This is a genomic window from Flavivirga eckloniae, assembly GCF_002886045.1.
In the GTDB taxonomy this organism is placed as follows: Bacteria; Bacteroidota; Bacteroidia; order Flavobacteriales; family Flavobacteriaceae; genus Flavivirga; species Flavivirga eckloniae.
Window position 1 is genome coordinate 1,510,108 of the sequence record NZ_CP025791.1, and the last position, 22,688, is coordinate 1,532,795.

Annotated in this window: 26 protein-coding genes and 1 pseudogene; 19 read left to right on the forward strand and 8 right to left on the reverse strand. The window is 33.8% G+C overall.

Features of this window, described 5'->3' with window-relative positions; translation table 11 throughout:
- Positions 1 to 7 precede the first annotated feature (7 nt).
- The 14 genes and pseudogenes from C1H87_RS06295 (at position 8) to C1H87_RS06360 (ending at position 12,553) form a co-directional block, all read left to right on the forward strand.
- Positions 8 to 424 (forward strand): c-type cytochrome, encoded by a 417-nt coding sequence (locus C1H87_RS06295; protein ID WP_102754993.1) that lies wholly within the window; start codon positions 8 to 10, stop codon positions 422 to 424.
- A 71-nt stretch (positions 425 to 495) separates the two neighbouring features.
- Positions 496 to 1,101 carry a uridine kinase gene (gene udk, locus C1H87_RS06300; protein ID WP_102754994.1) on the forward strand — a complete coding sequence of 202 codons (606 nt, stop codon included), beginning with the start codon at positions 496 to 498 and terminating at the stop codon, positions 1,099 to 1,101.
- Complete coding sequence (locus C1H87_RS06305; protein WP_102754995.1) at positions 1,102 to 1,425, forward strand: FtsB family cell division protein; 324 nt, start codon at positions 1,102 to 1,104, stop codon at positions 1,423 to 1,425. It begins immediately after the preceding gene.
- Complete coding sequence (locus tag C1H87_RS06310; protein ID WP_102754996.1) at positions 1,418 to 2,782, forward strand: methylmalonyl-CoA mutase subunit beta; 1,365 nt, start codon at positions 1,418 to 1,420, stop codon at positions 2,780 to 2,782. The genes C1H87_RS06305 and C1H87_RS06310 overlap by 8 nt, the downstream gene beginning before the upstream one ends.
- 1 nt (position 2,783) lies before the next feature.
- Positions 2,784 to 3,422, forward strand: coding sequence for a hypothetical protein (locus C1H87_RS06315; protein ID WP_102754997.1), 639 nt, complete (start codon positions 2,784 to 2,786; stop codon positions 3,420 to 3,422).
- A gap of 2 nt (positions 3,423 to 3,424) precedes the next feature.
- Positions 3,425 to 5,575, forward strand: a complete 2,151-nt coding sequence (gene scpA, locus C1H87_RS06320) for a methylmalonyl-CoA mutase (RefSeq protein ID WP_102754998.1) — start codon at positions 3,425 to 3,427, stop codon at positions 5,573 to 5,575.
- A gap of 109 nt (positions 5,576 to 5,684) precedes the next feature.
- Positions 5,685 to 6,443, forward strand: a pseudogene (locus C1H87_RS06325) (ParA family protein); the annotation flags it as partial.
- A gap of 436 nt (positions 6,444 to 6,879) precedes the next feature.
- Complete coding sequence (locus C1H87_RS06330; RefSeq protein ID WP_102755000.1) at positions 6,880 to 7,644, forward strand: ParA family protein; 765 nt, start codon at positions 6,880 to 6,882, stop codon at positions 7,642 to 7,644.
- 6 nt (positions 7,645 to 7,650) lie between these two features.
- Positions 7,651 to 8,562: a ParB/RepB/Spo0J family partition protein gene (locus C1H87_RS06335; protein ID WP_102755001.1), complete on the forward strand. Its 912-nt coding sequence runs from the start codon at positions 7,651 to 7,653 to the stop codon at positions 8,560 to 8,562.
- Positions 8,552 to 9,169 carry a DUF5683 domain-containing protein gene (locus C1H87_RS06340; RefSeq protein ID WP_102755002.1) on the forward strand — a complete coding sequence of 206 codons (618 nt, stop codon included), beginning with the start codon at positions 8,552 to 8,554 and terminating at the stop codon, positions 9,167 to 9,169. The genes C1H87_RS06335 and C1H87_RS06340 overlap by 11 nt, the downstream gene beginning before the upstream one ends.
- The gene (gene dapB, locus C1H87_RS06345; protein ID WP_102755003.1) at positions 9,170 to 9,874 is read left to right on the forward strand and encodes a 4-hydroxy-tetrahydrodipicolinate reductase; all 705 of its coding nucleotides are present in this window, start codon (positions 9,170 to 9,172) and stop codon (positions 9,872 to 9,874) included.
- Positions 9,875 to 9,940: 66 nt separating this feature from the next.
- A complete protein-coding gene (lepB, locus tag C1H87_RS06350; RefSeq protein WP_102755004.1) occupies positions 9,941 to 11,527 on the forward strand; it encodes a signal peptidase I in 1,587 nt (528 codons plus the stop codon).
- A gap of 94 nt (positions 11,528 to 11,621) precedes the next feature.
- The gene (locus tag C1H87_RS06355; RefSeq protein ID WP_102755005.1) at positions 11,622 to 12,245 is read left to right on the forward strand and encodes a WbqC family protein; all 624 of its coding nucleotides are present in this window, start codon (positions 11,622 to 11,624) and stop codon (positions 12,243 to 12,245) included.
- Entirely contained in the window at positions 12,245 to 12,553 is a 309-nt protein-coding gene (locus C1H87_RS06360; RefSeq protein WP_102755006.1) for a DUF6122 family protein, read from the forward strand. Before C1H87_RS06355 ends, C1H87_RS06360 begins: the two co-directional genes overlap by 1 nt.
- A gap of 484 nt (positions 12,554 to 13,037) precedes the next feature.
- On the opposite strand, the gene C1H87_RS06365 is transcribed toward C1H87_RS06360, so the two are convergent.
- The 8 genes from C1H87_RS06365 to C1H87_RS06400 form a co-directional block, all read right to left on the reverse strand.
- Complete coding sequence (locus C1H87_RS06365) at positions 13,038 to 13,757, reverse strand: endonuclease/exonuclease/phosphatase family protein (protein WP_317048190.1); 720 nt, start codon at positions 13,755 to 13,757, stop codon at positions 13,038 to 13,040.
- Between the two features lie 613 nt (positions 13,758 to 14,370).
- Positions 14,371 to 15,243: a rhomboid family protein gene (locus C1H87_RS06370; RefSeq protein ID WP_102755008.1), complete on the reverse strand. Its 873-nt coding sequence runs from the start codon at positions 15,241 to 15,243 to the stop codon at positions 14,371 to 14,373.
- A complete protein-coding gene (locus C1H87_RS06375) occupies positions 15,243 to 15,992 on the reverse strand; it encodes a rhomboid family intramembrane serine protease (RefSeq protein WP_102755009.1) in 750 nt (249 codons plus the stop codon). Before C1H87_RS06375 ends, C1H87_RS06370 begins: the two co-directional genes overlap by 1 nt.
- A gap of 3 nt (positions 15,993 to 15,995) precedes the next feature.
- Positions 15,996 to 17,855, reverse strand: coding sequence for a DNA mismatch repair endonuclease MutL (gene mutL, locus C1H87_RS06380; protein ID WP_102755010.1), 1,860 nt, complete (start codon positions 17,853 to 17,855; stop codon positions 15,996 to 15,998).
- Positions 17,856 to 17,861: 6 nt separating this feature from the next.
- Complete coding sequence (locus C1H87_RS06385) at positions 17,862 to 18,146, reverse strand: riboflavin synthase subunit beta (protein ID WP_102755011.1); 285 nt, start codon at positions 18,144 to 18,146, stop codon at positions 17,862 to 17,864.
- 18 nt (positions 18,147 to 18,164) lie between these two features.
- Entirely contained in the window at positions 18,165 to 18,395 is a 231-nt protein-coding gene (locus C1H87_RS06390; RefSeq protein WP_102755012.1) for a hypothetical protein, read from the reverse strand.
- Positions 18,396 to 18,830: 435 nt separating this feature from the next.
- Positions 18,831 to 19,316, reverse strand: a complete 486-nt coding sequence (ribH, locus tag C1H87_RS06395) for a 6,7-dimethyl-8-ribityllumazine synthase (RefSeq protein ID WP_102755013.1) — start codon at positions 19,314 to 19,316, stop codon at positions 18,831 to 18,833.
- Between the two features lie 15 nt (positions 19,317 to 19,331).
- Positions 19,332 to 20,105: a tetratricopeptide repeat protein gene (locus C1H87_RS06400; protein ID WP_102755014.1), complete on the reverse strand. Its 774-nt coding sequence runs from the start codon at positions 20,103 to 20,105 to the stop codon at positions 19,332 to 19,334.
- A 170-nt stretch (positions 20,106 to 20,275) separates the two neighbouring features.
- Between C1H87_RS06400 and recF the strand changes: the two genes are divergently transcribed.
- The 5 genes from recF to C1H87_RS06420 all read left to right on the forward strand — a co-directional run bounded on the left by recF (position 20,276) and on the right by C1H87_RS06420 (position 22,678).
- Positions 20,276 to 21,355, forward strand: a complete 1,080-nt coding sequence (gene recF / locus C1H87_RS06405) for a DNA replication/repair protein RecF (protein WP_102755015.1) — start codon at positions 20,276 to 20,278, stop codon at positions 21,353 to 21,355.
- 18 nt (positions 21,356 to 21,373) lie between these two features.
- Complete coding sequence (locus tag C1H87_RS23540; RefSeq protein ID WP_233783370.1) at positions 21,374 to 21,787, forward strand: hypothetical protein; 414 nt, start codon at positions 21,374 to 21,376, stop codon at positions 21,785 to 21,787.
- Complete coding sequence (locus tag C1H87_RS23545; RefSeq protein ID WP_233783372.1) at positions 21,777 to 22,061, forward strand: hypothetical protein; 285 nt, start codon at positions 21,777 to 21,779, stop codon at positions 22,059 to 22,061. The genes C1H87_RS23540 and C1H87_RS23545 overlap by 11 nt, the downstream gene beginning before the upstream one ends.
- Before the next feature lie 33 nt (positions 22,062 to 22,094).
- Positions 22,095 to 22,391, forward strand: coding sequence for a DUF721 domain-containing protein (locus C1H87_RS06415; protein ID WP_102755016.1), 297 nt, complete (start codon positions 22,095 to 22,097; stop codon positions 22,389 to 22,391).
- Between the two features lie 95 nt (positions 22,392 to 22,486).
- Positions 22,487 to 22,678, forward strand: coding sequence for a cold-shock protein (locus C1H87_RS06420; RefSeq protein WP_102755017.1), 192 nt, complete (start codon positions 22,487 to 22,489; stop codon positions 22,676 to 22,678).
- Positions 22,679 to 22,688: the final 10 nt, after the last annotated feature.

The window sequence follows — 22,688 nt, forward strand, 5'->3', positions numbered from 1 at the left end:
CAAATACATGAAATTAATCACCACGAGTTTAATAGCTCTATTCTCTGTAATAATCGTTTCTACAAACCAAAACCACAAACCACAAATAGACCCTTTAAAAGAAAGTATACAAAGAGGTAAAGAGATCTATACAGACTTTTGCGTAACATGCCATTTGCCAGATGGTAAAGGCGTAGAAAAGGTGTATCCCCCATTAGCCAATTCAGACTATCTTAAAAAAAATCGAGAAGCCAGTATTAGAGGTATTAAATACGGCCAAAAAGGGGCTATTGTTGTTAACGGAGAAACTTACGATGGCTACATGGCTCCCTTAGGATTAAGCGACGACGAAGTTGCAGATGTTATGAACTATATTACAAATAGTTGGGGAAACAAAAACGATAAAATAGTTACAGAAAAAGAAGTCTCGAAAGTTAAAAAATAAGCTGATTTTTCATATAAAATAACTTAACATTTAACTAACTTTGTAAAAGACTAACTAGAATAATATCAAGAATGCTTATAATCGGAATTGCAGGCGGTACTGGTTGTGGAAAAACTACTGTTGTAGACCAGATATTAAATGAACTTCCCGAAGGAGAAGTGGGCGTGATTTCACAGGATTCCTATTACAAAGACACCTCACATTTATCTTATGATGAACGTGTGAAAATAAATTTTGATCACCCGCGCTCAATCGATTTCGATCTTTTAGCCAAACATTTAAAAGAGCTCAAAAACAACAAGCCCATACACCAACCTGTGTATTCTTTTGTTAAACATAATAGAACTGGAGATACCATTTTAACCCATCCCAGAAAAGTTATGATCGTTGAAGGTATTTTAATTTTAACAAACCCGGAATTACGGGATATGTTTGATATTAAAATATTTGTACATGCCGACACAGACGAACGTTTAATAAGACGTTTAAAGCGTGATATCTCAGAACGAGGTAGAGATTTAGATGAAGTTTTAGGACGTTACCAAACAACGCTAAAACCTATGCACGATCAATTTATTGAACCCATGAAAGAATATGCAGATATTATAATACCAAATAACAAATACAACACAGTAGCTGTAGATATTGTTAAAACCATAATAAACGATAAACTATAAATGGCATTATTTAAACATAAATTTTTTAAACCCTTTAAAAATTGGTTTACCCTAATTTTAGTCTCTTTTATAGTTTGGATGCTGTTTTTCGATGATAATTCATGGATATTACACCACGAATTAAACACAGATATTGAAGCCTTAGAAAACGAAAAAGAATATTATAAAAAAGAAATAGAAAAGGATAACAAAGCCATAAAAAAACTACGTACAGAAGATGGCTTAGAAAAATTTGCGCGTGAAGAATACTATATGAAACGCGATAATGAAGAAATCTATATTATTGAATACGAAGACAGTTTAAAAGCTAAGAAAAATGAGTAATAAGTTGTTTAATGAATTCGATTCTGTTTCAGCCAAACAATGGAAACAAAAAATACAGTTCGATTTAAAAGGAGCCGATTATAACGATACCCTTGTTTGGAAAACCAATGAAGATATATCTGTAAAACCATTTTACCATGCAGATGATCTTAAAGAACATGCTAAAGTTTCAAATACAGAAACCACCACATGGAAAATATGCCAATCTATTTTTGTAGCCGATGTTAAAAGATCTAACGAAAAAGCCATAGACGCTATAAAAAAAGGAGCAGAAAGCATTAAATTTATTATTCCTTCGGAAGACATTTCAATTAACGATTTATTACAAAACATTAATCCAGAATCAACACCGCTTTATTTTGAATTACAATTCCTTTCCAAAGCATACGTAAAACAATTAACAGCCAGCTCCAATACTGGAATCTATATCCATACAGATATTATTGGAAATTTGGCAAAAAGCGGAAACTGGCACCATAATTTAAACGACGATTTTTCTAAGTTTGAAGCCATAACAACCCATACAAAACAAGCTGCGATTAATGCCTCCCTGTACCAAAATGCAGGGGCAAATATCGTTCAACAACTGGCATACGCATTGGCACACGCTAACGAATACTTAAATCATTTCGAAAACAACAAAGACATTCTACCCATATTAGAAGTAACCTTTAATGTATCGGTTGGAACAAACTACTTTTTCGAAATTGCAAAACTACGTGCCTTACGAATGCTTTGGGATACATTAGCAAAAGCATATCAAGCAAATCCAAATTGCTATATTCTGGCAACCCCAACAAAACGAAACAAAACATTATACGATTATAACACCAATACACTCCGCACCACTACCGAATGCATGAGTGCTATTCTCGGAGGCGCTAACAGCATCAATAATTTACCTTACGATGCCATCTACCATAAAGACAATGCTTTTGGAGAACGTATAGCCAGAAACCAATTATTAGTTTTAAAACACGAAAGTTATTTCGATGTTGTAAACAACCCCTCAGATGGTGCTTATTATATAGAATCACTAACAAATCAATTAACTGAAAAGGCTTTAGATTTGTTTAAAAACATTGAAAAAAACGGTGGCTTTTTAAAACAGTTGAAAGATGGCACCATTCAACGAAAAATAAAAGAAAGCGCTACAAAAGAAGATCAACAATTTGATGCAGGAGAAAACATTTTATTGGGTACTAACAAACATCCAAATGCAGAAGACAAAATGAAACACGAGTTAGAACTCTATCCTTTTGTAAAAACAAACCAAAGAAAAACATTGATCGAACCCATAATTGAAAAACGATTAGCAGAAAAAATAGAACAAGAACGACTAAAAACTGAATCTTAAAATGACCAAAAATTTTAACTTTATTACGCTTTTTTTATTAGTACTTACTTTATTAAACTGTAAAAACGAAAACAAATTTTCGGAATACAAATATGCCGATTATAATATCGTATTAACATGCGACGATTTTAATTCTAAGCTGTATCATGAAGCATTATATTCTTTTGAAAACGATATTTTAAAATTCTACAGCAAAACAAACAAAAATATATCTCAAACCCAAGCCTACAGCCAATTTGTAAGAACGACTGTTTATGGAAGAACAAAATTCGAAGATATTGTCTCCGCACATACCCTTAAAGTATTCGAAGCATTAAAAAGCGAAAATATCTTATGGAATGTCAATAACGTTAAAAGTCATTTAAATTATAACAGCCCTATAGTAAGTTGTATAGCAAGTAAAATACAAGATGCTGCTTTAAAAACAACTTTCAACTCACTTGTATCAACCAATAGTATGAGTCCGAAACTGTTTGGAGCCCCTCTAATGAGCAAATACAGATCAGCTATAAAAGATAAATATCTGGCAACTTACATTGCGTTAGATTTGTTTTATGCAAAACTTTTTGATGTCGATTTTTCTAAAGTTAACCTAAACAAACCTGAGTCGAAAGTAGATTTTAATAAGAAACCCCAATAGTTTTGAGAAAGGATCTTCAACATATCGAAATAAATAGCGAGCAAAAAAAATCGAACTCCGAAACATTAGATTTTTTTTCAACCGCCGAAGGCATCAAAGTTAAATCATCTTACACAAAAGATGATATTAAAGATTTGGAACACCTCGGATTTGTTGCAGGAATAGCACCAAACCTAAGGGGACCATACAGCACAATGTATGTTAGAAGACCCTGGACTATTAGGCAATACGCTGGCTTTAGTACAGCAGAAGAGAGCAATGCTTTTTACAGGCGTAATCTAGCAGCTGGACAAAAAGGACTTTCTGTTGCATTCGACCTGCCAACCCACAGAGGTTACGATAGTGACCATGAACGTGTAGTTGGCGATGTAGGAAAAGCTGGTGTTGCTATTGATTCGGTTGAAGACATGAAAATTCTCTTCGACCAAATCCCGCTAGACAAAATGTCGGTTTCTATGACCATGAATGGTGCTGTATTACCCATTATGGCATTTTATATTGTTGCTGCCGAAGAACAAGGTGTAAAACCAGAACAACTAGCCGGTACTATTCAAAACGATATTTTAAAGGAGTTTATGGTACGTAATACGTACATATATCCACCTACACCTTCAATGAAAATTATTTCGGATATTTTTGATTACACCAGTAAAAACATGCCTAAATTCAACAGCATTAGCATATCAGGATACCATATGCAAGAAGCTGGTGCCACTTGCGATATAGAATTAGCTTATACTCTGGCAGACGGTCTTGAATATATAAGAAAAGGACTTGCTGCCGGCATGGATATCGATACCTTTGCGCCTCGCCTATCTTTCTTTTGGGCTATAGGTATGAATCACTTTATGGAGATTGCCAAAATGCGCGCAGCACGTATGCTTTGGGCTAAACTGGTGAAACAATTTAATCCGAAAAACCCTAAATCCTTGGCATTACGTACCCATTGCCAAACCAGCGGTTGGAGTTTAACAGAACAAGACCCATTTAACAATATAGCCAGAACAACTATAGAAGCAGCAGCCGCAGCTTTTGGAGGCACACAAAGTTTGCATACCAATGCGTTAGACGAAGCCATCGCTTTACCAACCGATTTTTCTGCACGTATAGCCAGAAATACACAAATATATCTACAAGAAGAAACAAAAATTACCAAAACTGTCGATCCTTGGGCCGGAAGCTATTATGTAGAAAAATTAACCCATGATATTGCCCAGAAAGCATGGGCTTTAATTGAAGAAGTTGAAGACTTAGGAGGAATGACAAAAGCTATCGAAGCCGGTATTCCCAAAATACGAATTGAAGAAGCAGCCGCTAAAAAACAAGCTCGTATTGATTCCGGACAGGATATTATTGTTGGGGTTAATAAATACAGACTCGAAGAAGAAGATATTATTTCTACGCTCGAAGTCGACAACCAAACTGTAAGAAACCAGCAAATAGAGCGGTTAGATCAAATAAGAGCCAATAGAGACCCTGAAAAAGTCAACAAAGCACTTTCAAAGTTAACCGAAGCAGCAAAATTTTCCTTAAATTCGGAAGATGCCGAATTTCAAGCAGGCAAAAACTTGTTAGCTTTAGCGGTAGAAGCTGCCCGAGAGCGAGCTACCCTTGGAGAGATTAGTGATGCCTTAGAAGCTGTATTTGGACGATATAAAGCGCAAATAAAATCATTTTCTGGAGTGTATAGTAAAGAAATTAAAAACGACGAATCCTTTAAAAAAGCACAGCAATTAGCCGATATCTTTGCAGAACAGGACGGTAGAAGACCCCGTATTATGATAGCTAAAATGGGACAAGACGGTCACGACCGTGGTGCTAAAGTAGTAGCCACAGGCTATGCAGATGTTGGTTTCGATGTAGATATTGGCCCATTATTTCAAACACCTCAGGAAGCCGCCAAACAAGCCGTTGAAAACGACGTGCATGTTTTAGGAGTTTCTTCATTGGCTGCCGGACATAAAACCCTTGTTCCGCAAGTTATTAACGCATTAAAAGCTTATGGTCGCGACGACATTATGGTAATCGTAGGTGGTGTTATACCAAAACAAGATTACCAATACCTATTCGATGCTGGTGCCATAGCCGTATTTGGTCCAGGTACCAAAATTAGCGATGCTGCGATTAAGATTTTACAGATTCTTATCGATTAAAAGTGTTTTTTTGTGTCAAAAAACTCTCATTTGGCATAAAATATCAGTAAATTCTGTTAATTATCCCCAAAAATAATTTACTTTTACTATTCCCTAACTATCACTACTTATGAACAAAATCATAGCAATCGCTAATCAAAAAGGCGGAGTTGGCAAAACCACTACGTCTATTAATCTGGCCGATGCTCTGGGTATACTTGACAAAAAAGTGCTGTTAATAGACTTAGACCCTCAAGCAAATGCTACGTCGGGGGTTGGTCTTGTTCCTTCCGATATTAAATACAGTAGTTTAAGTTTTTTTACGAATACATTTAAAGTTGAAAATAATATTGTAAGACCAGATTCGGCACATTTCGATTTTATCCCCTCAAACATACGTTTGGCATCCATAGAAATAAATAGATCTAAAAACGTGGATTTATTTATGCTAAAAACCGCACTAAGTAAAGTCATAAAAGATTATCACTATATCATTATTGACTGCTCCCCTTCATTCGGGCTACTAACACTAAACGCATTAACGGCATGTCATTCCGTAATCATACCTGTACAATGCGAATTTTATGCCCTAGAAGGTTTAAGCAAACTATTAATAACCATTAAAAGTATCAAGAAGTCATCTAACCCAGACATCGATATCGAAGGCTTATTAATTACGATGTACGATTCAAGAACAAGTATATCCAATCAACTAAGAAAAGAACTCATTAAACATTTCGAATCTATGGTTTTCAATACCGTTATACAACGAAATGTAAAACTAAGAGAAGCGCCTAGTTACGGACTAAGTATTATAAAATATAATCCCGAGAGTGTTGGTACTGAAAACTATTTAAATCTGGGGTCAGAATTAATCAGTAGAAGTCAGAAAACGGAAACAGATTCAGAACCCGAAAAAGATTTATCAAAAATACTAACACATGATACAGAAGATGTTGACTTTATCATTAAAGGGCATACAAATGCCAATAGCGAAAAAAAGGATGAAGATTATGGCCATCTACTTGGTTTAAAAAGAGATGAGATAAATAACGTATTAGGTTTTTCGTATAATGACGTCCATTCAAATGTATGGATGTATAGAACTAGTTCGTCATTCAGTATCATAAAAAAGAACTATTTATATTTGTATTTTGAAAACGAAAAAGTTGCAAATTACAAGCTCACAACCTTTAAAATGAATACTACGCAATAGTTGTTATTAAAAATAATTTAAAATCGTTTTTTATCTCAAAAATCACTACCTTTCGCTCATATTTTCTTTAATATAAGCTTATAAAAATATCACAAAACCAAATCATTTCATGGGTAAAATTATAGCAATTGCTAATCAAAAAGGAGGTGTTGGTAAAACAACAACATCAATAAACTTAGCAGCCGCACTTGGCGTTCTGGAAAAAAAAATATTACTTATTGACGCCGATCCTCAAGCGAACGCAACTTCAGGAATCGGAATTGACATAGAATCTATAGAAATAGGAACCTACCAGCTTTTAGAACACTCAAATATAGCTAAGGATACTATTATGAAAACCGAATCGCCCAACTTGGATTTAATCCCTGCTCATATAGATTTAGTTGCCATTGAAATAGAACTTGTCGATAAAGAGTCGCGTGAGTATATGTTAAAAAAGGCTTTAAAGGATATTAAAGACGATTACGATTATATTTTAATCGATTGTGCCCCATCTTTAGGCTTACTAACATTAAATGCTTTAACAGCTGCAGATGCGGTTGTAATACCAATACAATGTGAGTACTTTGCACTAGAAGGTTTAGGAAAACTATTGAACACTATAAAAAGTGTCCAAAAAATTCATAATCCGGGATTAGACATCGAAGGGTTACTACTTACCATGTACGATGCCCGATTAAGATTATCTAATCAAGTTGTTGAAGAAGTTCAAAAACACTTTAACAACATGGTATTTAAAACCATTATTCAACGTAATGTACGCTTGAGCGAAGCACCAAGTTATGGCGAAAGTATAATTAATTATGATGCCTCTAGTAAAGGTGCAAACAATTACTTAAGTTTGGCCAAAGAAATTATCAATAAAAACACCTAGATTAATATGGCTAAGGCAACAAAAAAACAAGCTTTAGGAAGAGGATTATCCGCACTATTACAAGACCCTGACAACGATATACAGTCGGTACAGGATAAAAATGCCGATAAAGTTATTGGGAATATTGTTGAATTAGAAATTGATTCCATAGAGGTTAACCCCTTTCAACCACGTACAAATTTTAGCGAAGAATCGTTACGTGAATTAGCATCATCTATTAAAGAATTAGGTATTATTCAACCTATAACTGTTAGGAAGTTAGAATTTAACACCTATCAATTAGTTTCTGGAGAACGTCGATATAGAGCGTCGAAATTAATCGGTTTAAAAACTATTCCTGCATATATAAGAATTGCTAACGATCAGGAATCACTAGAAATGGCCTTGGTTGAAAATATTCAACGTCAAGATCTAGACCCTATTGAAATTGCCTTATCATACCAACGTTTAATTGACGAAATACAATTAACACAAGAACAAATGAGTGAGCGTGTTGGAAAAAAACGCTCTACAATTGCTAATTACTTACGTTTACTAAAACTAGACCCGATCATCCAAACCGGGATGCGAGATGGTTTTATTTCTATGGGACATGGACGTGCCATTATTAATATAGAAGACACTACCATTCAGCTAGATATTTACAAAAAAATACTGGCAAATAAGCTATCTGTTAGAGAAACAGAAAGTTTGGTTCGAAACTATAATGATACCCAAGAAGTAGAAGTATCACCCAAAAAAGAAACTGTTGACGAAACTCCTAAATTCATAAAAAAAGGAATTACTACATTTTCTGAATACTTTGGGCATAAAATTGACGTTAAAGTTTCTAAAAATGGGAAAGGAAAAATTACCATTCCATTCCATTCAGAAGAAGACTTTAATCGTATTAAAAAATTAGTTGAGGGTGCCAAATAAATCTCTAATAGTTAGTGCCATTGCCTTTTTATTTTGTTTTTCAACCATAGCTCAAGAAAAAGAAAAAAAAAGAAAACAGCTTCCAAAAGAAGTTGTTATAGATTCCATCATAGAAGTTAAAGATCCTATTAACCCTTTATCTCCAGCCAAAGCAGCATTTTATTCTGCTGTGCTACCTGGACTCGGACAGGCTTACAATAAAAAATATTGGAAAATCCCACTAGTTTATGGCGCTATTGGAACTGGAATTTATTTTTATGTAACAAATGACAGAGAGTATAACAGATATAGGGATGCTTACAAAAGGAGATTAGCTGGTTTTGAAGACGATGAGTTTTTTTTCTCTGCTGATGGTACTACTCGATTAACATCACCTAGAGTAACTACAGAAAGCTTAGAACGAGGACAAAAATTTTATAGAAAAAATAAAGAAGTTGCACTTTTGGTAACCATTGGGCTTTATGCTTTAAATATAATTGATGCCAATGTCGATGCCCATTTGTTGCAATATAATGTAGACGATAAACTATCGCTGGCACCGCATTATAAGTTTAACGAATTTGATGCCACCAGCAATCTTGGATTAACTTTAAATTTTAAATTTTAAATGAATATAGCATTACTAGGGTACGGAAAAATGGGGAAAACCATTGAGCAGATTGCTATTAAAAGAGGACATAATATTGTATTAACTATAGACAAGGGTGATAATGATTACGATATCACAAAAGCTGATGTAGCTATAGATTTTAGTATTCCAACTGTAGCTTTTAACAATATTTCTAACTGCATAAATAATCAGGTTCCAGTTGTTTCTGGTACTACAGGTTGGTTGGATAAATATGATGAGGCTGTAGCTTTATGTAAAGACAAAAAGGGAGCTTTTATTTATACCTCTAATTTTAGTTTAGGAGTTAACATCTTTTTCGAGCTTAATAAAACACTTGCCAAAATGATGAGTACGCTTAAACAATACAATGTTAGTATGGAAGAAATTCATCATACACAAAAACTTGATGCGCCAAGTGGTACTGCAATTTCTTTAGCAAACGATATTATTTCTAAACATGCCGGTTACGACAACTGGAAGTTAGATGAAAGTGGCGAAACTACAATCCCTATTGTTGCAAAACGTATTGAAGATGTTCCCGGTACGCACACAGTAAATTACGAAAGCGAAGTAGATACTATTAATATAGAGCATATAGCCCATACAAGACAAGGCTTTGCTTTAGGTGCAGTGATTGCTGCCGAATGGATAGCTGGAAAAACAGGTGTATTTACAATGAACGATGTGTTAAATATTGGTTAAAGCTTAATGGTTTTGTAACCATATTTATGAGTTTAGCTACTAACAAAAAATTAAAATTTTAAGATTATGACGCTTTCGCAATGGTTTATATTCATATTGATTATTCAAATAATTCATGGCTTAGGTACGTGGAAACTTTATACAAAAGCCGGCAGACAAGCATGGGAAGCTTTTGTACCTGTTTATAACGGCATAGTTTTAATGAAAATCATAAACCGATCTTGGTGGTGGGTTATCCTATTATTTTTACCAATAGTAAACCTAATTATGTTTCCTGTTGTTTGGGTAGAAACCGCTAGAAGCTTTGGCAAAAATTCGCATTTAGACACTTTTTTAGCTGTAGTTACGCTAGGGTTTTACAATTACTATCTAAATTATGCAACAGATGTTAGCTATGTTGAGAACAGAAGCCTACAACCAAAAACATCTGGAGGCGATTGGGTAAGCTCTATTTTATTCGCTATAGTTGCAGCCACAATAGTGCACACGTATTTTATACAACCCTTTACCATACCTTCATCGTCATTAGAAAAATCGTTACTAGTTGGCGATTTCCTTTTTGTAAGTAAATTTCATTATGGAGCTAGAATACCTATGACGACTGTTGGAGCACCTATGGTACACGATACTATTCCTAAATTAGGAACAAAGTCATATCTGTTTAATGATAATTTTGAAGAAAGGAAAACCTCTTGGGTAAACAAACTGCAACTACCTTATTTAAGGTTACCTGGTTTTGAAAAAATAGACCGAAATGAAATTGTCGTTTTTAACCAACCTGCGGATACATTACTGGATATGAATGATTTTCATCCAGACAGAAACTATTATAAGCCTATTGATAAAAAAACCAACCTGGTAAAGCGATGCGTTGGAGTTGCAGGTGATTCGCTCGAAGTTCGAAATGGCTATGTGTACATAAACGGAAAACAAAATGTACTACCAGATAGAGCCCATTTACAATTTAGTTATCACGTACAACCAAAAACAAATCAATTTAGCCCGAAATATCTTAAAGATCGTTATGATATAACAGATGGTTTTGGGATTATGCCAAACACGAATAATACTTATTATTTTTCGGCCATTTCAGATGAAGCCTTAGCAAAGTTTAAGAATCATCCAAATGTTGCCGGTATTACACCAAACAAAAGAGAAAAAGGCGTAAGAGATCCTAACATTTTTCCACATGATCCTAATTACAAATGGAATGTTGATTTTTTCGGACCTCTATATATACCAGAAGAGGGAAAAACGATTGATATAAACTTAGAAGTATTACCATTATACAAGCGTGTTATTACAGAGTATGAGGGCAATGATTTACGAGTAGAAGGAAATCAAATTTTTATTAACGGAGAAGTTGCAAGTACTTATACCTTTAAGCAAAATTATTATTGGATGATGGGAGATAACCGCCATAACTCTATCGATGCACGTGCTTGGGGCTTTGTGCCTTTCGATCATGTTGTTGGTAAACCTGTATTCATCTGGATGAGTTGGGATGGTTTAAAGAATCCACGTTTGGAACGTTTCTTTACTACAGTAAGTGGTAGCGGTAAGGCAACTTCTTATTTCATTCCATTTCTTGTTTTACTATTCGGATGGATTGGATTTAACAAATGGAGAAAGCACAAGAAAGCTAAGGCCTAAATTCCTGCGGCTTGTGCTGAACTTGTTTCAGTAAGGCAGGAATCTGTCTGTTACAATAAATTTATGAGATCCCTGCCTTCGCAGGGATTGTAATATGAACATAATCATACATCCAACATACTTCCCTAACATAGCGCATTTTGTCTCCATGGTAAATGCTAAGGAAATCGTGTTTGAAACTGACGATAATTTTTTAAAACAGACATACAGAAACCGTACTTACATATATGGTGCTAATGGTAAACTTGCCTTAAACATACCAGTTATCCATTCTCAAAAAAACCGTCAGAAGTATCGCGACGTAAAGATTTTTAATGAAGAAAAATGGCAAAGCCTCCATTGGAAATCATTACTTTCCGCATACAGAACATCACCTTTTTTTGAATATTACGAGGATGAACTTCTACCATTGTTTAATACAAAAGCGGATTATATTCTAGACTTCAACTTTAAATGTCTCGAGGCCATATATAACTGCTTACAATTGGAATTGAATACTACAAAATCTGAAGTGTATGAAAAAACAGTAGAAGACAAAACCGACTTCAGACACTTGGTAAATGCAAAAAAAGAATCACCTCAGCGTTTTGACAACTATACACAAGTATTTGGTAGCAAACACGGTTTTATACCTAATCTTAGTATTTTAGACTTACTTTTTAATGAAGGCCCTAATGCATTAAACTATTTAGAATCTCAAACCATAACAGCGCAATAATGTTACAAACTTTTGCCCATTATGGCTGTCATGTTTTCATACCTCTATTGGTTGCTCTAATTTGGTATAAATCCCGTTGGAAAATGGCTTTTTTAATCATGTTTTCTGGCATGTGGATAGACATAGACCATTTACTAGCCGCCCCGGTTTTCGATCCTAATAGGTGTAGCATTAATTTTCACCCGCTTCACTCCTATTATGCCATAGCCATATACCTTATTCTACTATTTCCTAAAAAGACACGTTTATTGGGGTTGGGTTTGGTGATACATATTATTGCAGATATTGTGGATTGCTCGTTTATGTAGATTAATAGAAAAGTACCGAATCCCTACCCCCTCCTTTCCCTCAAAGACGCTGAGGCGCAAAGGTTAATAACAACTCTCACTATGAAATGAACTACTAATTATTACTGAATACTGTTTATTCTCGCAAAGACGCGAAGACGCAAAGGTTAACTATGATCTCTATCTATTATTACACAAACTCATTATAGCGACTGAACACTAAATACTAGCAAAACGCGAAGACGCAAAGGTTAACTCTAATCTCTATCTATTATTACACGAACTCATTATAGCTACTGATCACTGAATACTGCTTATTCTCACAAAGGCACAAAGACGCAAAGGTTAACCCTAATCTCTATCTATTATTACACGAACTCATTATAGCAACTGATCACTGAATACTGCTTATTCTCGCAAAGGCGCCAAGACACAAAGGTTAACTCTAATCTCTATCTATAATTACACAAACTCATTATAGCTACTGATCACTGAATACTGAACACTAATCATCAAGACTCAAAGTAGCCATAATAGGATAATGATCAGAATAACGGTCGTTAAAAGTTTTAAAACCGTTTACAGCGAAGGCTTCATCGGAAAAAATAAAATCGATTCGTACAGGAAAAAATTTAAAATCGTAGGTACGTCCAAATCCACTCCCCGCTTCTCTAAAAGTGTCATTTAAATCACCTTTAATTTTTCTATATACATAAGAGAAAGCTGTATTGTTGAAATCGCCACAAACAATCATTTTATACGAGCATTTTTCTTTATGCTTTAAAAATAATTCTGTTTGAAACTGCTGCATTGTAAATGTTGCCCCGATACGGTTAAAAAGACGTTCGGAATCCTCATTCTTAAGAGTTTCTACATCCGCATTAATATGCAAGGATTCTAAATGGATATTATAAACCCTAATGGTATCGGCACCTTTTACAACATCGGCAAAAACAGCATTGTTTCCAGTTTTAGGAAACTCAATGGACCCTGAGTTTACAATAGGAAATTGCGAAAAAATCGCCTGTCCGTATTTTGTTTTTTTACCAGAAAGCTTTTCATATTTATACTTAAAAAAAGAAAGGTCGATATTTTCATGAGGGTGATACTCCTGAATGCTCAGAATTTCCGGTTTCTCTTCCTTAATAAAGTCAACAATTTTGCTCTCTACTTGCTTTTCAGGAATCCAATTATAGAGATTAAACAATCTTACATTGTAATTCATAACCCTAATATTGTTTGGGTTCTCAATCACTTTAGAAGATGAAAACTTATACAAAGATCCGAAAGAAATATATCCTATAAGAAGCACAAGACAAGATAGAAATAATTGCCTTTTCAGCTTTATAAGCCAGTATAAAAAGAACAATAGATTAATCAATATTAAAAACGAAACCCCTAAATTAAGTACGGATAAAAGGGAAAATGTTTTAGGTGGTAAAAATGGTAAAGCAAATGAAAATAGTAACAAAATTGCCGCAACTACATTTACTAGATATATAATTTTATTTATAAAACTTAATTTCCTCATATCAATCCTAAGAAGACATAAATCTCCTATCGAAATTATATTCCGTTTTTCTCCTAATTGGTTTATGTAAAGATGCTAACAATTTCAGCTTTAGAACGCATAGAAATCTGGTAAATTAATACTCAGAATTAATATCCGTAAATTGTCCCTTTTCTAATATTTAAAACTATAGAATCTTAACTTTATTAATAAACGAGAAGATAATTTATAAATTTCTTTACGTAAGAAATTTTCGATTAACGAATACATTTCCTCTCTTAAATACATTGTTTTTTTCTACTGTTTCTGTTCCCCTATCTCAATCAAACTATTTCTTTCCTGCTCTAAACAAAAACTCTTTCTCTTCGGCAGTTAAACTTTCATAACCACTTTTACTAATCTTATCTAAAATAACGTCTATTTTCTTTTGATTATTAAACTCATGAAAATCAGCTCTCGTATATCCTCCAACTTTCGATTTGTTCTTGTGTACTGTTTTTAATGGTCCTTTTTTCGATGATTTAAACACACCAAATACAGCATCCATTAAACGCTCGAAACCTTTACCTATATCTTGTCCTTTCAAGAGTTGTTTTGCATATAAATAGCCTAATAATACGCCTCCCAAATGCGCCAAATAACCACCAGAATTACCTCCTGTTGGGTTTTTAATTCCAGAAAACACACCTATAACATCAAGTATAACAATAGCTACACCAACATACCATAGCTTTAAATTAAATGTAAAAACCCGCAGTTCTTTATTAGGCATGTAAGCACAAAGAAATATCAACAATGCCCGAACTGCTCCAGAGGCACCCAATAACCTCGAATTTGTACCAAGTGCATCAGGAAACAAGGCATAGCATAACATATACAATAACCCTCCAGCAATGCCTCCTAAAAAGTAAATATTTAACGCCATTTTTGGGTTAAACAGATTTAAAAATATACGCCCAATAAAATACAACCAAAGCATATTGAAAAAGAGATGCCAAATATCGTAATGCAAGAAGGCATAGGTTATAATAGCCCATGGTTGTACTATAAAGTCTGAGAAATCGCTTGGCAATTCTAACCAGCCTAAATTAGACTTAAGAAACAACCCGATTATATAAATAGCAACGTTAATGCCTATAATCTTTTCCAAGACGTTAAGCCTAGACAATTTATCTTTTATATCTTGAGATAACGAGGTCATTAGTTCCAACGATTTCTGTTAAACTGCGTTTTTTTCCAATACCACATAATCAAGAAGCCTGTTATTGCACCTCCAACATGGGCAAAATGTGCAATGCTCGTGCCTCCGAAAATAGATTGCCCCGTAAATCCTAAAATAGTTTCTATGGCAATTAAAGCAGGAATAAAATATTTTGCCTTTATCGGAATTGGTAAAAATATCATCATAAGTTCTGCGTTAGGGTTCATCATACCAAATGCGGCAAGTATACCCATAATACATCCTGACGCCCCCACCATAGTTGATTTGTAGAAAGGATAAATCTCTTGTAAATAATTGTGTTGGATAACACTAACCCTACCCTGAGTCTTTCCATCTGAAAGCATTTGTAAAATTTCTGATTCAGATAATCCAGATGCTAGTAATTCATTAAAAGTTGGTAAAAATCCAAAATAGTATTCTCCAACTTGTAATGCAACTGCTCCTAAACCCGCAGAAAAATATATAAACAAGAAACGTTTTTGTCCCAAAACTTGCTCCACAGGCGTACCGAACATCCAAAGCCCAAACATATTTAAAGCCAAATGCCATGGACCACCATGCATAAACATATGTGTTAAAATTTGCCAAGGCTGATATGCCTCATTCTTTGGGAAATGCATCGCAAACCAATCATAAAACAAAATTCCCTTTCCTATAAACATCGTACCGATAAACATAATCACGTTAATGATTAGTAAGTGTTTAACGGTTTCTGAAATCCTCATCATAACTTATAAAAATTTTTTATCTAACTCATCAACACTTAATGTGATAAATGTTGACCTGTTAGTGGGTGAAATATTTGGTTCTTTGCAAGCAAATAACTTATTAACCAAATGTTCTTGTTCATCTTTTTGTAACGATTGCCCCGTTTTAATAGCCAAACTTTTTGCCATCGATTTTGCTAATAAATCAGTAGCACTAAAACTGCTATCCGGCACCTCGTTTTCTACGTCACTCATTAATTGTTCTAAAATAATAGACACTTCACTTTCGGGTACAGATACTGGAACTCCGGTAATTTCTACAGACTCTTCATCGATATTCGAAAATACAAACCCAGTATTTTCTAAATCAGCCTTCAATTGCTTTACAATAGTTATTTCCTGTGCCGAAAAGTGTAACTGTAGCGGAAACAACAGTTGTTGACTCACCGCTTCTTTAACGGTCATGTTTTTAAGAAGTTCTTCGTATAAAATACGTTGATGCGCCCGATGCTGATCGATAACCAACATACCAGATTTAATAGTACTTACTATATATTTATTATGTAGCTGATGTGTCGTATTTCCACTCTCAACTTGTTTTTCATCATCAAAAATAGAAGGTGTAGATTCTTCGCTTTCAAAATGCACCTCACTAAAATCCTGATCTGTTTGTGTACCTTTAGATTCTAATCCAACATATAAGCTCTCCCAATTTGCAGCTGGTTCTTTTTTATAGGTTGTAGTAGTTGTAGTTCTTGTTTTAGGTTGTGTGTCATCTTGAAACGGATTAAAACTTCTATCCACTTCTATTTTAGGAACATTCGCCGTATTGTTCTTATAATCATAGGGTGTATCAAGATTAGGATCACGTTCAAAATCTAAAACAGGAGCTATATTAAATTGTCCCAAACTATGTTTTACAGCCGAACGCAACAAAGCATAAAGCGTATGCTCATCATCAAACTTGATCTCGGTTTTTGTAGGGTGTATGTTAATATCGATAGTCTGCGGATCTACCGTTAAATTTAAAAAATAGCTTGGGTGCGTACCGTTTTTTAATAAACCATCAAATGCCGATGCTATAGCATGGTTTAAATAGGCACTTTTTATAAAGCGGTTATTTACAAAAAAGTACTGCTCGCCTCTTGTCTTTTTAGCAAACTCGGGTTTACCAACAAATCCGGAAATATCAAGAACCTCGGTTTCTTCTTCAACAGGAACCAATCTTTCATTGGTTTTATTTCCAAAGATATTTACAATACGCTGTCTATAGTTACTTACTGGTAAATTAAACGATTCGCTTCCGTTATTATATAAGGCAAAACTAATATCGGGATGCGCTAATGCTACACGTTGAAACTCATCAATAACATGACGCAATTCCACTGTATTCGACTTTAAAAAATTGCGTCGTGCTGGAATATTAAAAAACAGATTTTTTACAGAAACTGAAGTACCTTTTGGTGTTACAACAACCTCTTGCGATACCACATTACTACCTTCAATAACTATAACATTACCAACGTCATCTCCCTCCTGTTTTGTTTTTAATTCTACATGAGCGATAGCAGCAATACTTGCTAAAGCTTCACCACGAAATCCTTTTGTATCTAATTGAAATAAATCATCGGCCGTACGGATTTTAGAAGTAGCATGGCGCTCGAAACTTAAACGCGCATCGGTCTCACTCATACCTTTTCCATCATCAATAACCTGTATTAATGTTTTTCCGGCGTCTTTTATAATAAGTTTAATCGTTAAAGCTCCCGCGTCAATAGCGTTTTCGAGCAGCTCCTTTACAACAGATGCCGGGCGTTGCACAACTTCTCCCGCAGCTATTTGATTAGCCACATGATCTGGTAAGAGCTGGATAATGTCTGCCATGTATTACTAAGAAAAGAATATAGATAAATCGAAGTCGATAATAAAAAGAAATATTAAAACAAGAATAGCAATTATTATTAAAACACGTCTGTTAACTTCTGCATCTGGATTATTTTTTAAATCGTCTATAGCATTATTAAATTTTGTTTTTAAACCTGTATTCCCACCAACTGTTTTCCTGTGTTCATCAAATTTATGTTTAATTTCAAATGGATTTCCTTCGCCTTTATCATCAAAATAACGAGGCTTGTAACTAAACTTTTTATTTTTCCGCAATTTTAAAATTCCCATAATTTCTAAGTTTTAATGTTAACCGAATTTCGAATCCAATATATACATACAAATCAATAATAATACCAAAACCAAGACTAGCATCTTAAAAGACATGCCACCTCTTACTTTTCGTTTATTACCCCTAACCTCTTTCCATTTAGAAACAAAATCGGTAGTTCCAGTATCACTTGAACTAGAATCATTTTCGTTTTCGTTAGAGAATCTAGGCTGATAATTAAAGGCCTTATTTTTGCGTTGTTTAAACAAAATAATGAATGCTTATTCCTCAAAAATACTCAAAAATGGGGAGAAAACAGGATTTGAAATGTCAAAAATTGTTAACACTGTCAACAAAGTAAGAAGTTGGAAGCAGGAAGTTAGAAGTTGGAACAAAAACCAGCTATTAACGGTATAATCTTATAAAAATGACTCGCGAAACTATTAAGAAATTGCTATTAAACATCGAATACCATCATCTGAATTCTACCTCCAAACACTTTCCATAAAACACGCCAAGAAGGAAAACTTAACATGGATATAAAATATGCTTCAAAAATTTTGGAAACTAATTAATAAAAATGATAAACATTGAATACTTATCTGTCTCGCCAAGACACAAAGGCGCCAAGATTTTTATACCCTATTATTTGGACAAACTTATCATCACTACCGAACACCGAACACTGAACACTGAACACTAACCTAACTATTCTTCCGTAATTCAGCCATTTTAATAGCAGCAACAGCAGCTTCAGTACCTTTATTACCATGTTTACCCCCAGATCGTTCTATGGCTTGTTGCATATTATTATCGGTGAGCACACAGAAAATAACTGGTGTTTCACGCGTTACGTTTAAATCTTTAATGCCTTGAGACACGGCTTCGCAAACAAAATCGAAATGTTTTGTTTCACCTTGAATAACACTTCCTATGGCAATAACAGCATTAACCATTTGTTCCTGCATTTTTTTACTGCCGTAAATAAGCTCGAAACTACCAGGAACATCCCAACGAATTATATTGTTTGGTAAAACACCATGGGCAATCAAAGTATCGTATGCGCCTTTGTATAAGCCTTCTGTTATAGTATGATTCCACTCTGAAACAACAATCCCAAACCGAAATTTACTCGCGTTTGGGATTGTTGTTTTATCGTAATCGGATAAATTTTTATTTACCGTAGCCATATGTATACCTAATAATTAGTATTTATCTGCCAGCACTTGAGCTTTACCAATAAACACATCTACTTTAGATGCCTCGGTTGAATTAGGATAATCTTCCTTAATTCTCTCAAAATTAGCTAACGCCTTATCTGCTTTTCCTAGCTCTAAAGCAATTGTTCCTGCTTTAAACAGATACATTGGTGTAGTATATTCATTATTGCGCATTTCGGCAGCTTCTTCGTAATATCCTAAAGCGTCTTCAGACTGATTTAGCTGAACAAAAGCATCTCCTATATTTCCTTTTGCTAAAGGCGCCAATACTTCATCTTCACTTTTAAAGTTTTCTAAATGCTCAATGGCTTTTTTATAATCTTTTAATCTTAAATAAGCCGTACCTGCATAATAACTTGCTAAATTAGCCGAAGGTGTACCACTGTACTCTTCAATAATATCTAACATACCAAACTTTCCTTCTCCTCCACTTAAAGCTAAATTGTATAACGAGTCTTTAGCTGTACCAGTAACTGCCTGATCAAAATATTTCTGAGCCTGGAACATATCGTTCATAGCCGCCATTTGCTTTGGCTTGCCTATAAACTCCTTGTATCCTAAAGATCCCAGAACAATTATTGCAACTACTCCTATAATTATAAAAATATACTTCTGATTCTTTTCTACAAATGCCTCTGTTTTCGAAGCTGTTTCATCAAGTGTATTGAAAACTTCTGCAGTAGTAGAGCCTTCTTCAATGTTTTGCTCTTTTTCTACCTTATTCTTAGGTTTGTATCCTCTTTTACTATAAGTCGCCATGAATTCTATCTGTATTTGTGCCCGCAAAAATATAATTTTTCTTCATAACTAAAAGGGTATTTATTTGATATTTTTCAATAATTTGCACTTCTTTTTAAAGAGTTTAGCAACTAAATAGCCAATAACACCTATTAAACATTAAAATTCGATCGGCATAAGTCGCTTATTATATGATTTTAAAATCGCTTTCATTATTAAATTATAAAAACTTTGATAGTAAATCATTTACTTTCAATGATAAAATAAATTGCATTGTTGGCAATAATGGTATCGGGAAAACCAATGTACTTGATGCTATTTATCATTTGTCCTTTGGAAAAAGCTATTTTAATCCGGTTGCAACTCAGAATATCAGGCATCATGAAGATTTTTTTGTTATAAATGGCGACTACGAAAAGGACGAAAAAAACGAAAAAATAGTTGTTAGCTTAAAACGAGGGCAAAAAAAAGTTATTAAACGCAATGCTAAAATTTACGAAAAGTTTAGTGACCATATCGGTTTTTTACCTTTAGTGATTATTTCACCAGCCGATAGGGATTTAATTATTGAAGGCAGTACTACCCGACGAAAGTTTATAGATAGTGTGATTTCACAAAGCGACAAAACCTATTTAAGTCATTTAATTAACTACAATAAAATACTGGCACAACGTAATGCCCTACTAAAATATTTTGCTTTAAACCATACCTTTAACAACGATACTTTAGAAGTTTACAACAATCAATTGACCGATTATGGAACTGCTATTTTTGAAAAACGAGATGCTTTCTTAAAAACATTCATCCCTATTTTTAAAGCTCGTTACGAGGCTATTAGTAGTGGTAACGAATCTGTAGACCTAGTATACCATAGCGATTTATTTGATGGCAAATTAAACACCCTTTTGCAAAATACCATTAATAAAGATAAAGCATTGCAATACACTAGTGTTGGTATTCATAAAGATGATCTGCATTTTAATATAGAAGGGCATCCTATTAAAAAGTTTGGAAGTCAGGGTCAGCAAAAATCATTTTTAATTGCCTTAAAATTGGCTCAATTCGATTTTATAAAAACGCAAAGTGGTGTAAACCCCATTTTATTATTAGATGATATTTTTGATAAACTAGATGAACAACGTGTGGCTCAAATTATAAAATTAGTAGATGATGAAAATTTCGGACAACTATTTATAAGCGACACGCATGCAGAGCGCACTGAAGCTGCCGTTAAGCAAGTACATCAATCATACGAAATTTTCAAGCTGTAAATTCAAGATATATTTTCAATGAATCTTAAAGATCACTATAACACTCTTTATAGAGAATCTATTCGAAAAATTTCTAACGATAACTATCAAATTGACAATTTAATTGATTCTCCTCTTGATAAAAGATTTGGCATAACACTTATAATAAGACCTCCGTTAGAAGTTAAAAATAAGATTCAAGAGTTTCTTAATAAGCTCAAAGCAATAGAACCTAATCAATATTATTATCAAAATTCAGATATTCATATTACAGTGATGTCCATAATATCATGCTACGATGGTTTTCATTTAAAAAACATAGATATATCAGAATATATAAAAGTCATCAACCAAAGTTTAAATTATAATACTGAACTTGAAATTAATTTTAAAGGAATTACTGCTTCACCGTCATGTTTAATGGTTCAAGGTTTTATGAATTATGAATCATGAATCGTTAAATATCATCCGAAATAATTTAAGAGAAAACTTTAAAAACACTACCTTAGAGCAAAGTATTGACAAACGCTACTCAATACAAACAGCTCATGCAACCATATGTCGCTTTAGTGACAAATTAAATCAAAAATCTGAATTTTTAAAATCAGTTGAAGACTTTAGAAATTATGATTTTGGTAGCTTTAAAGTCAAAAATCTTGAATTAGTATATAATGACTGGTATCAAAAAGAAAAACATGTAAGAAGATTGTTTGACTTTAGTATTTAAATTTCAAACAACCCAAAAACAGGACAAAATCTAATGGCAAAACGAAACAACGAACATATAAGCATAAGTGATGCATTAAAAGAGTTTGTAGAAGCAAATAAATTAGAAAAAGGCTTAAACAAGGTTAATGTTGCAGACGCTTGGACCAAACTTATGGGCAATGGTGTAAATAACTATACAGCCTCTGTAAATTTAGAACGAGACACCCTATACGTACAACTGACTTCCAGTGTTTTAAGGGAGGAACTAAGTTATGGTAAGCAAAAAATAATCGATATGCTTAACGAAGATTTAGGTAAGGAAATTATTAAAAAACTGGTACTCCGATGATTAGATAAGTAAACTTTATGTAAAAATTTTCTTCAAAGTATAAAAGCTATTATTATTTGTGTATATTTGTCACTTAATTTTTTATATAACATAACATGAGTAAAGGTACCGTAAAATTTTTCAATGATTCTAAAGGTTTTGGATTTATCATTGAAGAAGACAACAACAAAGAACACTTCGTACACATTTCAGGACTTATCGATGAAATTCGTGAAGGTGATACAGTAGAATTCGATCTACAAGAAGGTAGAAAAGGATTAAACGCCGTAAACGTAAAAGTAGTCTAATAAACATATA

Excerpts from the sequence above, each read along its gene's own strand:
- C1H87_RS06295 (WP_102754993.1), top strand. The coding sequence starts at position 8 with ATGAAATTAATCACCACGAGTTTAATAGCTCTATTCTCTGTAATAATC.
- udk (WP_102754994.1), top strand. The coding sequence starts at position 496 with ATGCTTATAATCGGAATTGCAGGCGGTACTGGTTGTGGAAAAACTACT.
- C1H87_RS06305 (WP_102754995.1), top strand. The coding sequence starts at position 1,102 with ATGGCATTATTTAAACATAAATTTTTTAAACCCTTTAAAAATTGGTTT.
- C1H87_RS06310 (WP_102754996.1), top strand. The coding sequence starts at position 1,418 with ATGAGTAATAAGTTGTTTAATGAATTCGATTCTGTTTCAGCCAAACAA.
- C1H87_RS06315 (WP_102754997.1), top strand. The coding sequence starts at position 2,784 with ATGACCAAAAATTTTAACTTTATTACGCTTTTTTTATTAGTACTTACT.
- C1H87_RS06330 (WP_102755000.1), top strand. The coding sequence starts at position 6,880 with ATGGGTAAAATTATAGCAATTGCTAATCAAAAAGGAGGTGTTGGTAAA.
- C1H87_RS06335 (WP_102755001.1), top strand. The coding sequence starts at position 7,651 with ATGGCTAAGGCAACAAAAAAACAAGCTTTAGGAAGAGGATTATCCGCA.
- dapB (WP_102755003.1), top strand. The coding sequence starts at position 9,170 with ATGAATATAGCATTACTAGGGTACGGAAAAATGGGGAAAACCATTGAG.
- lepB (WP_102755004.1), top strand. The coding sequence starts at position 9,941 with ATGACGCTTTCGCAATGGTTTATATTCATATTGATTATTCAAATAATT.
- C1H87_RS06355 (WP_102755005.1), top strand. The coding sequence starts at position 11,622 with ATGAACATAATCATACATCCAACATACTTCCCTAACATAGCGCATTTT.
- C1H87_RS06360 (WP_102755006.1), top strand. The coding sequence starts at position 12,245 with ATGTTACAAACTTTTGCCCATTATGGCTGTCATGTTTTCATACCTCTA.
- C1H87_RS06365 (WP_317048190.1), bottom strand. The coding sequence starts at position 13,757 with ATGAATTACAATGTAAGATTGTTTAATCTCTATAATTGGATTCCTGAA.
- C1H87_RS06370 (WP_102755008.1), bottom strand. The coding sequence starts at position 15,243 with ATGACCTCGTTATCTCAAGATATAAAAGATAAATTGTCTAGGCTTAAC.
- C1H87_RS06375 (WP_102755009.1), bottom strand. The coding sequence starts at position 15,992 with ATGATGAGGATTTCAGAAACCGTTAAACACTTACTAATCATTAACGTG.
- mutL (WP_102755010.1), bottom strand. The coding sequence starts at position 17,855 with ATGGCAGACATTATCCAGCTCTTACCAGATCATGTGGCTAATCAAATA.
- C1H87_RS06385 (WP_102755011.1), bottom strand. The coding sequence starts at position 18,146 with ATGGGAATTTTAAAATTGCGGAAAAATAAAAAGTTTAGTTACAAGCCT.
- ribH (WP_102755013.1), bottom strand. The coding sequence starts at position 19,316 with ATGGCTACGGTAAATAAAAATTTATCCGATTACGATAAAACAACAATC.
- C1H87_RS06400 (WP_102755014.1), bottom strand. The coding sequence starts at position 20,105 with ATGGCGACTTATAGTAAAAGAGGATACAAACCTAAGAATAAGGTAGAA.
- recF (WP_102755015.1), top strand. The coding sequence starts at position 20,276 with ATGATTTTAAAATCGCTTTCATTATTAAATTATAAAAACTTTGATAGT.
- C1H87_RS23540 (WP_233783370.1), top strand. The coding sequence starts at position 21,374 with ATGAATCTTAAAGATCACTATAACACTCTTTATAGAGAATCTATTCGA.
- C1H87_RS23545 (WP_233783372.1), top strand. The coding sequence starts at position 21,777 with ATGAATCATGAATCGTTAAATATCATCCGAAATAATTTAAGAGAAAAC.
- C1H87_RS06415 (WP_102755016.1), top strand. The coding sequence starts at position 22,095 with ATGGCAAAACGAAACAACGAACATATAAGCATAAGTGATGCATTAAAA.
- C1H87_RS06420 (WP_102755017.1), top strand. The coding sequence starts at position 22,487 with ATGAGTAAAGGTACCGTAAAATTTTTCAATGATTCTAAAGGTTTTGGA.